Origin of the sequence: Terribacillus sp. DMT04 (assembly GCF_019056395.1) — a bacterium.
Lineage (GTDB): Bacteria > Bacillota > Bacilli > Bacillales > Amphibacillaceae > Terribacillus > Terribacillus aidingensis_A.
On the sequence record NZ_CP077639.1, the window covers coordinates 276,072 to 287,174 of the forward strand.

Sequence of the window (11,103 nt, forward strand, 5' to 3'; positions counted from 1 at the left end):
ATTAAAACTTGTACGTACATATTGCTATATTTGTGAAGATGGAGCTCTCCAAATCAATAAACTCATAAATAATTTATTTAATAAATAAGGATTTTATACTTATTGACAACTTTCTCTATTCCTCCTAATCTTAAATTAGTAATATGTAAGCGTTATCATTAGTGGGGAGGAAAGATATGAAAACTAAAAAACGTTTGCTTGTTGTTTCGATGCTGTCTGCAGTTATGCTCATCCCAGCTTTGCCAGGTGCTGATACTTTTGCGAAAGCAAAAGGTGGACAGGATGTGGTTCCAGTCTTTGAAAACGCTTCTGTACATGATCCATCTGTCATTGAAGTAGATGACCAATACTATGTTTTCGGCTCTCATTTAGCTGCAGCAAAAACAAACGATCTTATGAAATGGAAGATGGTTGACTCGGGTGTGCGAGATGGCAATAAGCTAATTCCTAATGTGACGGAGGAACTCAGAGAGACACTCGATTGGGCGCAGTCGGATACACTTTGGGCGGCGGATGTGATTCAGTTGGCGGATGGGAAATTTTATATGTACTACAATGCGTGTAAGGGTGATTCACCGCGGTCTGCAATGGGAGTAGCGGTGGCGGATAATATCGAGGGCCCTTATGAGGATACGGGTATTATCTTGAAGTCGGGTATGTGGGATGAGCCGAGTGAGGACGGTACGATTTACGATGCGACGAAGCATCCGAATGTAATAGATCCTGATGTATTTTATGATAAAGACGGTAAGCTGTGGATGGTGTATGGTTCTTATTCTGGCGGTATTTTTATTATGGAAATGGATGAGAAGACCGGCAAGCCACTTCCAGATCAGGGGTATGGGAAAAAGCTGATGGGCGGCAATCATAGCCGTATTGAAGGACCAGCAATGATGTACAGTCCGGAAACAGATTATTATTATATGTTCCTGTCTTTCGGCGGATTGGATTCGTTTGGTGGCTATAATATTCGCGTAGTGCGCTCTGAATCTCCAGATGGACCGTTTTATGATGCAGAAGGAAATGACATGATTGATGTAAAGGCAGATCCGAACTTGCCGCTGTTTGATGATAAGTCGATTGAGCCCTATGGCGTGAAGCTGCTTGGGAATAATCTGTTTGAGAAAAAAGTTGGTGATCCGGGTGAGAAGCCAGGTATCGGTTATGTATCGCCGGGTCATAATACAGCTTTCTATGATGAAGATACGGAAAATCATTACTTGATTTTCCACTCTCGCTTCCCTGACCGTGGGGAAGAGCATGAAGTGCGAGTACATCAAATGCATATGAACAATGACGGCTGGCCTGTTGTGGCTCCATCCCGTAATACGAATGAGACGGAAGCAAAAATCAAGCTGAAGGATATGGCTGGGGATTATCAATATGTGAATCATGGTAAAGATATTTCTGCTGATGTGAAAATATCTGAGCAGATAACGCTAAGACAGAATGGCAAAGTTGAAGGTGCTGTAGAAGGAAAGTGGAAGCGCGGTAAGAATAACGAGATTACGCTAACGATTGATGGTGAGAAATATAGCGGATTCTTCCTGAAACAATGGGATGAAGCTGCACAGCAATATGATACAACGTTCACCGCTTTATCTGATAAAGGTGTAGCTGTCTGGGGTAATCGAATGGAAGACATGAAGGATAAGGAAGTTTTGGCTGCAGTGAAAGAAGACCTGACGATTCCAAACAGCGATAATCTGTATCAAAATGTGGAGCTGGCAACGGAAGGCACGCACGAGGCTGCCATTACATGGACTTCCTCCAATTCGAATGTAATCGAGACAGACGGCACTATTCATCGACCAAAAGCAGGAAGCGGTGATGGAAAAGCAACACTAACAGCAGAGATCCAATCAGGTAAAAAGAAAGCGACGAAACCCTTCCAAGTGACGGTAAAGCAGCAAGCAGCCGAGCCTGAGATCACGCAGTACAACTTCGGTAATCCCAGTAGCAGAGAAGCAACAGACACTTCAGGAAATACTCTCCACGCTCTGTTAAAAGGTAATGCAGCTCAAACAGCGGATGGCAAGCTGGCATTGGATGGCAAAGACAGCTATGTAGAATTGTCGCCGCTTGCAGCGGACGCAGAAGATTTCACATTCTCAGCTTTGGTGAATTGGCAAGGCGGAGCAGCTTGGCAGCGAATCTTTGATATCGGCGCCAGCAACGGCAAGAATATGTTCCTCACCCCATCTGACGGAAGCGGCAAGCTGCGATTTACGATTCATGATGGTGTGGACCAGAGTGTTACAGCTGATACAGCACTGCCAGTGAACGAATGGGTGCATCTTGCGGTGACCCTTGAAGGTAATACAGGGAAATTGTATGTGAATGGAGAGTTAGCTGGAACGAATGAGAATATCACAGCGAATCCATCCGAGATATTGGGGAATACAAACTATATAGGCAGAAGCCGTTATAGTGCAGATCCGTTCTTTGGCGGAGAGATGGATGATGTAGCATTTTATCGAGAGGCGCTAGACAATGCGGAAATTGAATCTCTAGTTAAATAATAAAGTGAAAAAGAACCCGACCGTCTTGTGTCGGGTTCTCTTATGTATCCTTAAAAATTACTTTCCCATGTCTTTAACGTTCGGAGGGAGCGCTTATAATAGGAAGTAACGATGTCTAAGGAATCTTGCTCTTCATGATTAGAATCAGACGCAGTCATTTCCATAACAATTGGTCCCTGGTAACCAATTTCGCAAAGGGTGTTCACTTGCTCCTGCAAGTTTGCGTGCCCGTTCCCGATAGCTTGTCTGTTAGAATCCGCAATATGGTACACACGCAATTTACCGGCTGTTGCTCTTAGTGCCTGTACTGGATTAGGTTCTTCAATATTCATATGATAGGCATCTAGTAAAAGGAAGAGATTCGGACTAGAAACAGTTTCAACTAGTTTCAAAGCTTCCTTTGCTGTAGTGACTTGGTAGCTTTCATAACGGTTAAGCACTTCCACAACAACCTCAATGTCTAGCTGCTCGGCTTTTTCCATCACTTTTCTTGTGCTATCTACAAACAGCATCCAGTCTTGCTCATAATCTTCATTTGCGCTCGTTTTTCCTACTTTTCCATGCAGGCAAATACGTTCAGAACCAAGCGCCTTAGCCCAATCCATCATATCCAAAAAGTATTGAACAGCTTCGGAACGCTTTGCCGTATTGTTACTGGAGATATCAGCATCAATTGGTGTGACGGATAATACCTTCAAATTATGATTCTGCAGTATCTTTCTAAAACGAATCGGATCCTGGGTCATGTCGCCTTGTATTTCTACACCATCGACGCCGATATCTGCTGCGATTTCGCACTTCGCTTCAAAGGATATGTTGTCTCCGAAAGTCCATAAAGAAAGACCGTACTCTCTGTTCATTTTGAATTCCTCCATTTCGTCAGTTCGGAACATGGAAAGCATCTTAATTGAGTTTGCTGTAATAGACATACTTAAGTACAAGTCTTTTGAGAAGTGACACTCCTTAATTGAAATTGTAAGCCCTATCATTTTGCGGGTCAATTGTTCGTTTTGGATTGCTGTATGCATAGAGAGGCAATTAAATGAAGACAGCCATTCATGACCTATTGTTCCTTCTTGGTTAAAGTGGGGATAGAATGATATTAGCCAAGCTCTCTTTTTGCTAGCTGTTCTAAATCAGTTCTGTAGTTAGCGAGGTTGACGTTATTGTTATACTCGAAAATCTTTGCTCGTACCGATTCATTCATTAAAAATATTGGTTTATACTTCTTCATTAATTGACGGAACCAATCTTGTTGTTTTAAGATTTTTAGGTTCTTTCTATATATTTTTCCTTTTTTAGAGGGGATTAGATCCCAAATCAGACTAAATACAAATTCTCCTATGATTTCTAACAATAAGTTCATCGGGGCCCATTCCTTATCTATCTAACTAATCTTATTTAATTCTAACATATTTGAATATTATTAGGGATTTCGATACATAGGAAAGGCAGCTAATATTGGATAGCTGCCTTGGAAGATTTCTTATCTGGCTCTTAAAGGTTCCTTAGCAGATAGCATCTCTATCCAACAGCTCCTGCCAGAACACACCTGGTATCTCTGCTTTCATTGATTACTGCTAAATCTTCTTTGATAAGGCCAGGGCGTGTAGAACCTGGGATTACAGCTTTTAAAGTTGGAAGAGCTGTTGAGAATTGCAGAGTTGCTGCTTTCAAGCTGATATCGTGACGCTGTGCAGCTTCTTCTAATTTGTTTTGCATGCTCTTTAATTTCGGATGGAGCTTCTGCATAGTCAAAAATTATAATGCTTTAATTGTGTCTCACATCGCTAGGTTCCTTAATGTCAATATTAACGAAAGGTTTGCTGCATTTATTCGCAACTTTTCTCTATACATTCATCTTTTAGTTCTGGGAACCTTTCATCCAAGCTTAGTGATCCTACTGTAAAATCTTTGTTCAAACTTATTGAAAACTCAGCGCCTCCATTTACAGTGCCGTCTACTTTCATACCACCCATTGGTGATTCATATGGTTCTTCAAGCTTTATGGATTCAATATCTTTAAAGTTGTTTTCTATATAACTTTGGATGGCTTCTTTTGCTTTAACTACAGTTTCATCATCATATTTTTTTGAACAACCACTACCCATACAAACTAGAGTTAAGGTAGCCAAAAATACTAAAGCAAACTTCTTCATTTTATACGCACTCCCTTCTTTGATTTAATAGCATCTTCATCTAGTATCGTTATTCCCGCGCTCTTTTTTTATCATTCACAAATAACCTCCAACAGCTTATTGTTGGAGGTATAGGCAATATAAAAGTTTATGGTCTTTAATATTTCTTCTTAGTAATTACATGTTTTCTCATTAAAATTCATCTTTCTCTTCGGGAAAATCATCACTCTGGATGGCGAGGCTAGCTATGGTTAGATTATTATTCGAAGTGATGGGAAAGCATTTATTAATAGATAGCCCTTTGGAACTACTTCCATAAAGTTACTCCAAATAGAGAAGGAAACGTCCTCTCTAATAATCACAACTCTTCTCTTTACACTCTTCAAATCTGTCAGGAAAACCTTCTCCAAGGCTAATTGAAGCAACTGTAAAGTCTCTATTAAAGCTAACAGTAAAGTCGGCGCTCTCATTAACAGTTCCATCTATCTTTAAACTACCCATTTGAGATTTTCGAGGTTCCTGTAACTCTATAGTTTCTACATCTTTAAAATTGTTTTCAATGTAACTTCTTGCAGTTTCTCTGACTTCAGTGACAGTTTCTTGATCGTAATTATTCTTCACTCCGCAACCTACTAATAGTATAAAGGAAAAAAAGTAACAATAAAAACGGATATATGTTTTCTCACATAAACACCTCTTTTTAATAATCACAAGTTCTTTCCTTACAACCTTCTTTTGATTCTGGGAAACCTTCTTCAGAGCTTATAGCTGCTATCGAAAAATCTTTATTCAAACTAGCTGAAAATCCAGCACCATTAACAGTTCCATCAACTGTTAAGCTTCCCATAGGAGATTGGTAAGTTTCTTCTAGTTCTATAGATTCTACTTCTGCATAATTACTCTCAATATAACTCTTCGTGACATCTTCAGCTTTCATAATGGTCTCTTCATCATACTGCTCTGAACATCCAGCACTAATCAGAATCAACAGGATGAGAAATATAGTAATTAAGATTTTATGCAACATTATACCTCGCTTAAATAGTTGTCTGTAGTATTACTCCACCTAAAAAAGAATATTTTCTTCCTAGTAATCACAACTTGTATCTTTACATTCATCTTTCCGCTCTGGAAACCCTTCTTCAGTACTTATACCTTTAAATGAAAGGTCGTCATTAAGACTAATTGAAAAACCAACTTCATTCACTGATCCATCTACTTTCAGACTTCCCATTTGTCCCCGGTAGGGTTCATTTAAATCAATTGTTTCAACAGAGTTGTAATTATTTTCTATATAGCTTGTAGCATTCTCTTTTATCTGGCTAGCAGTCTTATTATCAAGGTTATCCTTCACACCACAGCCTCCTAGAAATAAAGTAGTGGTGATAAAGATACTTATATTTAGTGATTTTAATCTATTCATGAGTTCACCTTGCTTATTGGAGAGGTGTTAGATAATTGTATTTTTCTAAAAAGGCTGCTAACGAACTCCGTATCAGACTAATTAGTATTTGCAGTCCTTTTCTTTGCATTCATCTTTCATTGCTGGGAAACCTTTTTTTGTACCAATCATGCTCACTGTAAAATCTTTATTTAAATCTATTGTAAAACCATACTTATTATTTACTGTTCCATCAATTGATAAGCTGCCCATTGGTGATTGATAAGGTTCATTTAGCTCGACCGATTCAATGCCAATGTAGTTATTCTCTATATAACTTTCAGCTGTTCGCTTTGCTCTTTTAGTTGTTTCCGCATCATAAGTACCGCTTTCCCCGTTCGCATTACAACCTCCTAATAGTATAATAGAGATAATTAACAATAGTGTTGATAAATATATTTTTTTCATAATAACACCTCTTAAAAGAATCATACCAAGCTGGTTGTGAAGCAAGTAATCTAGCAGCAGTAGCAGTATTTAAATAGTTACAATTTATTGAGTTAGTTTATAAAAAAGAAAAGAAATGCTAACAACTTCGTTTACATTCTAACTTACATAATCATTTTCTGCTTGGAAACCCCTTGTCAGTACTTATACTTGAAATACTTATATCCTTGTTAAAACTAATTGAAAAGCCTGCCATACCATCATTTACAGTTCCATCGATTGACATGCCTCCCATAGGAGATTGAAATGGATTATCTAATTCAATTGTTTTAACGTGTTCATAATCATTCTCAATATATGCTTTTGTGGCTTGGTTAGCTTTTCTAACTGTGTCTTCAAATTCTTTTGAACAACCACTAACCATACAGATTAGAGTTAAGGTAGTAAAAAATAAAGCATACTTCTTCATTCATTCGCACTCCCTACTTTGAATTAGTAGAATCTTCATCTAGTGTCGTTTTTTCACACTCTTTTTTTAATCAATTCGCAAATAGGCGATATAGGAAGTTTACGGTCTTTAATATTTCTTCTTAGTAATCACATGTTTTCTCTTTACATTCATCTTTCTCTGCTGGAAAATCATCACTCTGGATGGCAAGGCTAGCTATAGTTAGATCTTTATTCAAGCTTACAGAAAACGATTTATCACTATTAACAGTTCCATCAATTGTCATGCTACCCAATGGAGCTTGGTATGGGTCGCTCAACTCTATCTTCTCAATATCTTCATAATTGTTTTCTAAATAGCTTTGCACATTTGATTTGGTATCTGTTAGTGTCTTAGCATTATAAGTGTCATTTTCTGATTTCACATTATATCCTCCTATCAATAAAATGAAAATAATTAATAGGATTATATTTAAGCAGATTTTATTCATTGAAATACCTCATCGTTAGCAATATAAAGAATACCCGAAGCGCTACAAGTGAAAGTGCCTTATTAAGTGTTATGATAATTGGAGACTAATTTCATTCTATCTATCTTTTAATATTTGATCTCGACAGGTTTCATCTAAATTAGATGATTATCAGCAATTAGTATTGTTCATGTTTTGTAAGCCATTTGAGAAAGAACTGGTAGGAGACCTTTGAAGTGCTAAAAAAGGCATCCCCTGTCAAAGCGGGAGATGCCTTTTTTAATAGTATCTATAAATATGTATCAGTACGAACAATCTTTGTCTTGGCACTCGTTTTTTCTATCTGGGAATCCTTCCTTCTCACCAATTGAATTCACAGAGAAGTCTTCACTTAAACTAACTGTAAATTCAGCGTTACCATTAACAGTACCGTCGACTTTAATACTGCCCATTGGAGACTCTCTTGGTTCATCCACTTCAATTGATTCTATATTGTCGTAATTATTTTCGATATATCTTTTAGTGACATCTTGAGCTTTTGTAATAGTTTCTTCATCATAATTATCCTTCACACCACAACCCCCTAGTAGTACAATGGAAATAATAGTTAAAATATAACCTATCTTGTAAATTTTCACATAAACACCTCTTTTTTATTATAACAAAGAAAGGATTAATTTAGAATGAGTCGAGGAATTACTGATTTTGAAGCAAGTACTATTTCTGATGTTTCTTATGATGATGATCAAACAAACATTCGAATTAAAGGCCTTAGGTGGGGGACTTTGGATATTATTGAAGACGAAGAAACCGGTCTATACGGTTATGTACTAGAAAACCCCAAAACCAAAGAAATCGTCATCAGCTTCCGCGGCACTGAACCCCCTAAATTTACCACAAATGAAACGGAACTAAAAGGACTGAGTGAGTCTACGAAAAATGCGATTGAAGCAGAACTCGGGGACAGAGTGACGGAAAAAGGAGATGCACTCATATATAAAGATAGAGAAGCTGATTATTCTGGTTTCGTTAAGGACGCCTATGAGGATATTTTTGGTGTGGTCGGTGGTGATGCCGATTACAGTAAAAAAGAGTATGGCACAACAGACTATTTGGCAACACCTTCTCAGGATGCGGCACTACAGACGGGGAATGCAAAGCTGAATGATAACGGTAAGATTACTTTTACGAATAAGAATCAATTTACAGAAGCAAAAGCTGCTGTGAAGAAATACGTAGACAAGTACGGGGCGAAGAACATCACATTTACTGGACATTCTCTTGGTGGGGGACTTGCTCAATATTGTGCCGTTACGTATGATTCCAATGCGGTGACATTCGCTGCGGCAGATGCTTATGGATTGTTGAATGAAGAACAGCAGAAGGATGTCAAGAATGGTGCGTACAAAGATAATATTATTACATATGCGTACCCGACTGATGCAGTGTCCATGTTTCATGATCGGACAATTGGGTCGCTTTATTATATGGAGGATCCCGAGGGGAAGGATAGTACAGGTGATCAATTGGCCGACATGCTAGGATCCCATGGGATTAAGAACTACACGGATGCTAGTCTTTATAATGAGGACGGGTATTATAAAGCAGATTTACTGTATGATGAAAAACTCCGGGCTGCTATACCTGATTCGCCGCTCTTCTTAAAAAACAGCGGTGTCTCCAATTTTCCAATTGTTATTCAAACAGAATTAATGAAAGCTTATGCTAGAAGAGTAGAAGCAAGTGAAGATCTTATCGCGAAGACAAAAAAAGATATGATGCAATTCTTGGATGATTGTATGGCGACAGCGGAGTCTTCTAGAGCAAAGTTTAGAAGCCAAGTAGGGTTCGGGCGCTTTGATAAGCTGACGAGTGCTGATGTGGATGAGGTATTTCGCGAGCTTGCTGTTGAGACGGTAGATGGAATACCGATGCTTTTTGGTATGGAATATTATGATGAACTAATGCATTTGTTAAAAGATGTACAGTCAGACACAGGTGAGATTGCGCACAACATGAACAAGATGAGTGAGGATTTTGAGAAGGTGGACAAATTGCTGGCAGGGTGGCTGCAATTCTGATATGGAGGAAGGGCTGGTAAAACAGTGAGTATATTCCAAGATATGTGGGATGAATTTGATGAATACCTAGAAAGACAAGGACAAAAGAAAGAGTTAGAGAGAAGTATAAAAGACAGCTTAGAAGAAGATGCGAAGCAATATAAAGAATACTTGAAGCACTATAATCATGCAAAATCACTGTCAGAAGAGCATACACAACTTAAAGATGCCTTAAAGGATTGTACGGATGGAGAGGCTAGTAAGGCGTTAATGCTAAGGTTGGATGAAAATATTATAAAGCTTCGAGCTGTAAACCACTCCTTTTTCTTATTAAGAGAAAGTATTAGGGTGAAAAGCGGCGGCTGGTGGTAGAGTGCCGAAACAGTACGGAAAATCATAAAGGGTTAGGGGGATATTACCTCTAACCCTTTTTACATATCTTAGACAAACAGTGCACCTCGAAATCCTCTTGCACCGTAATAGGAATCTGCGCCATTATGATAGACAAACACATGACCAAAGCGATAGTCGCAGAATAAAGCTCCGCCGAGTTCTCTGATGTCAGCGGGTGTCTGAATCCAGCTGGACGTTTTTTTATCAAAGTTCTCTAGTTGTTGAAGCGTTCGGTATTGTACTTCTGTCAGTAACTCGATTTCCATAGCAGCTGCCATGTTGATAGCGCTGTTTTCGGGTTTGTGTTTCTTCCTTGCTTCCAATGCTGCTTGGTCGTAGCAAACACTTCTGCGGCCTTTAGGGCTTTCGGTTGAACAGTCACAAAACATGTATTCATCTTTCTCGTGATCATGAGCAACAACATCGGGTTCGCCGTCGGTTGCTTCCATTTGATGCAGCGACCAAAGCTTTTCTGGCGCAGCCTCTAGCTTTGCTTGCACGTTTGACCAGTCAAGTCCTTCATGGCGGTGCATGTTCTTTTCAAAGCGATCTTCTAAAATGTGCAGTAATTCTTCACTTTGTTCGGGTGTCAGCTTTTTCATAACGGCTAAGTTCATTCCCTTCTTCTTTTTTCACTTAGTTAAGGGTGGAAGTCTAACTTTAAGATTATAGAATAAACGCAAGCTCTGCAAGATGAAAAGGATAGAATGAAAAATGGCTTTTAGTATCCGTGTATTAAACTTCTCTAACGTTTCTATATAAGCTCAGTGGGTAAAGAACTGTATAAGCTAAAGAAAACAAAAGGAGGCGTTTCACATGACAGAGAAAAGTGATCAATACTTCGAAGACAGAGCAAATTCTGATGAAGCAAGATACCATGTTGTGCCAAGCTTAGATGAAGGCTGGGGAATAAAGCGTGAAGACAGTGACAATCATGAATATACAGCCAGCTCCAAGTCCGATGTGGTAAAAGAGGCGAAGAAGAGGGCAAAAGATGCTGGTACGATGGCGATTATCCATGATGATAATGGACAGATTGAAGAACAGCATAATTATGAATCGTAAAGAGAAACCGTCAGTATAGAATGCTGGCGGTTTTTCCATACATAGAATTTCACGGCGTATTATCGGGTATAAATACAGTAGGATTTCTATTGATTCCTTTATTTGTTATGGCAGAAAGTATCGTATATTGTCGGATTAGATTGTATAATCATTAGAAATATAGCGGCTCTATCAGCCGTA

Annotated in this window: 16 protein-coding genes; 4 read left to right on the top strand and 12 right to left on the bottom strand. The window is 38.7% G+C overall.

Annotated features, from left to right (window positions below):
- Positions 1-176: 176 nt before the first annotated feature.
- Positions 177-2,522: an arabinan endo-1,5-alpha-L-arabinosidase AbnB gene (locus KS242_RS01520; protein WP_254391766.1), complete on the top strand. Its 2,346-nt coding sequence runs from the start codon at positions 177-179 to the stop codon at positions 2,520-2,522.
- A 50-nt stretch (positions 2,523-2,572) separates the two neighbouring features.
- Here KS242_RS01520 and KS242_RS01525 read toward each other — a convergent pair whose 3' ends face one another.
- The 11 genes from KS242_RS01525 to KS242_RS01575 all read right to left on the bottom strand — a co-directional run bounded on the left by KS242_RS01525 (position 2,573) and on the right by KS242_RS01575 (position 7,977).
- Positions 2,573-3,382 carry a sugar phosphate isomerase/epimerase family protein gene (locus KS242_RS01525; RefSeq protein WP_217322700.1) on the bottom strand — a complete coding sequence of 270 codons (810 nt, stop codon included), beginning with the start codon at positions 3,380-3,382 and terminating at the stop codon, positions 2,573-2,575.
- A gap of 242 nt (positions 3,383-3,624) precedes the next feature.
- The gene (locus KS242_RS01530; protein ID WP_217322701.1) at positions 3,625-3,888 is read right to left on the bottom strand and encodes a hypothetical protein; all 264 of its coding nucleotides are present in this window, start codon (positions 3,886-3,888) and stop codon (positions 3,625-3,627) included.
- 158 nt (positions 3,889-4,046) lie between these two features.
- Positions 4,047-4,244 carry a hypothetical protein gene (locus tag KS242_RS01535; protein ID WP_217322702.1) on the bottom strand — a complete coding sequence of 66 codons (198 nt, stop codon included), beginning with the start codon at positions 4,242-4,244 and terminating at the stop codon, positions 4,047-4,049.
- 110 nt (positions 4,245-4,354) lie between these two features.
- Positions 4,355-4,681 (bottom strand): hypothetical protein, encoded by a 327-nt coding sequence (locus KS242_RS01540; protein ID WP_217322703.1) that lies wholly within the window; start codon positions 4,679-4,681, stop codon positions 4,355-4,357.
- A gap of 330 nt (positions 4,682-5,011) precedes the next feature.
- Complete coding sequence (locus KS242_RS01545; RefSeq protein WP_217322704.1) at positions 5,012-5,281, bottom strand: hypothetical protein; 270 nt, start codon at positions 5,279-5,281, stop codon at positions 5,012-5,014.
- A gap of 79 nt (positions 5,282-5,360) precedes the next feature.
- On the bottom strand, positions 5,361-5,684 hold the full coding sequence (locus KS242_RS01550; protein ID WP_179106462.1) for a hypothetical protein: 324 nt from the start codon (positions 5,682-5,684) through the stop codon (positions 5,361-5,363).
- Between the two features lie 63 nt (positions 5,685-5,747).
- Positions 5,748-6,014: a hypothetical protein gene (locus KS242_RS01555; protein ID WP_217322705.1), complete on the bottom strand. Its 267-nt coding sequence runs from the start codon at positions 6,012-6,014 to the stop codon at positions 5,748-5,750.
- A 150-nt stretch (positions 6,015-6,164) separates the two neighbouring features.
- Positions 6,165-6,509, bottom strand: a complete 345-nt coding sequence (locus KS242_RS01560; RefSeq protein ID WP_217322706.1) for a DUF1433 domain-containing protein — start codon at positions 6,507-6,509, stop codon at positions 6,165-6,167.
- 151 nt (positions 6,510-6,660) lie between these two features.
- On the bottom strand, positions 6,661-6,957 hold the full coding sequence (locus tag KS242_RS01565; RefSeq protein WP_217322707.1) for a hypothetical protein: 297 nt from the start codon (positions 6,955-6,957) through the stop codon (positions 6,661-6,663).
- A gap of 121 nt (positions 6,958-7,078) precedes the next feature.
- Positions 7,079-7,360 carry a hypothetical protein gene (locus tag KS242_RS01570; protein WP_217322708.1) on the bottom strand — a complete coding sequence of 94 codons (282 nt, stop codon included), beginning with the start codon at positions 7,358-7,360 and terminating at the stop codon, positions 7,079-7,081.
- Between the two features lie 347 nt (positions 7,361-7,707).
- Entirely contained in the window at positions 7,708-7,977 is a 270-nt protein-coding gene (locus KS242_RS01575; RefSeq protein ID WP_217322709.1) for a hypothetical protein, read from the bottom strand.
- A gap of 111 nt (positions 7,978-8,088) precedes the next feature.
- Between KS242_RS01575 and KS242_RS01580 the strand changes: the two genes are divergently transcribed.
- On the top strand, positions 8,089-9,486 hold the full coding sequence (locus tag KS242_RS01580) for a Tle-like phospholipase domain-containing protein (protein WP_217322710.1): 1,398 nt from the start codon (positions 8,089-8,091) through the stop codon (positions 9,484-9,486).
- Positions 9,487-9,510: 24 nt separating this feature from the next.
- Positions 9,511-9,837 (top strand): hypothetical protein, encoded by a 327-nt coding sequence (locus KS242_RS01585; protein WP_217322711.1) that lies wholly within the window; start codon positions 9,511-9,513, stop codon positions 9,835-9,837.
- A 68-nt stretch (positions 9,838-9,905) separates the two neighbouring features.
- Here KS242_RS01585 and KS242_RS01590 read toward each other — a convergent pair whose 3' ends face one another.
- Positions 9,906-10,475 carry a DUF4256 domain-containing protein gene (locus tag KS242_RS01590; protein ID WP_217322712.1) on the bottom strand — a complete coding sequence of 190 codons (570 nt, stop codon included), beginning with the start codon at positions 10,473-10,475 and terminating at the stop codon, positions 9,906-9,908.
- A gap of 199 nt (positions 10,476-10,674) precedes the next feature.
- Between KS242_RS01590 and KS242_RS01595 the strand changes: the two genes are divergently transcribed.
- On the top strand, positions 10,675-10,923 hold the full coding sequence (locus tag KS242_RS01595) for a DUF2188 domain-containing protein (protein WP_217322713.1): 249 nt from the start codon (positions 10,675-10,677) through the stop codon (positions 10,921-10,923).
- The last annotated feature ends 180 nt before the right edge of the window (positions 10,924-11,103 follow it).

Excerpts from the sequence above, each read along its gene's own strand:
- KS242_RS01520 (WP_254391766.1), top strand. The coding sequence starts at position 177 with ATGAAAACTAAAAAACGTTTGCTTGTTGTTTCGATGCTGTCTGCAGTT.
- KS242_RS01565 (WP_217322707.1), bottom strand. The coding sequence starts at position 6,957 with ATGAAGAAGTATGCTTTATTTTTTACTACCTTAACTCTAATCTGTATG.
- KS242_RS01525 (WP_217322700.1), bottom strand. The coding sequence starts at position 3,382 with ATGAACAGAGAGTACGGTCTTTCTTTATGGACTTTCGGAGACAACATA.
- KS242_RS01590 (WP_217322712.1), bottom strand. The coding sequence starts at position 10,475 with ATGAACTTAGCCGTTATGAAAAAGCTGACACCCGAACAAAGTGAAGAA.
- KS242_RS01595 (WP_217322713.1), top strand. The coding sequence starts at position 10,675 with ATGACAGAGAAAAGTGATCAATACTTCGAAGACAGAGCAAATTCTGAT.
- KS242_RS01580 (WP_217322710.1), top strand. The coding sequence starts at position 8,089 with ATGAGTCGAGGAATTACTGATTTTGAAGCAAGTACTATTTCTGATGTT.
- KS242_RS01530 (WP_217322701.1), bottom strand. The coding sequence starts at position 3,888 with ATGAACTTATTGTTAGAAATCATAGGAGAATTTGTATTTAGTCTGATT.
- KS242_RS01540 (WP_217322703.1), bottom strand. The coding sequence starts at position 4,681 with ATGAAGAAGTTTGCTTTAGTATTTTTGGCTACCTTAACTCTAGTTTGT.
- KS242_RS01560 (WP_217322706.1), bottom strand. The coding sequence starts at position 6,509 with ATGAAAAAAATATATTTATCAACACTATTGTTAATTATCTCTATTATA.
- KS242_RS01535 (WP_217322702.1), bottom strand. The coding sequence starts at position 4,244 with ATGCAAAACAAATTAGAAGAAGCTGCACAGCGTCACGATATCAGCTTG.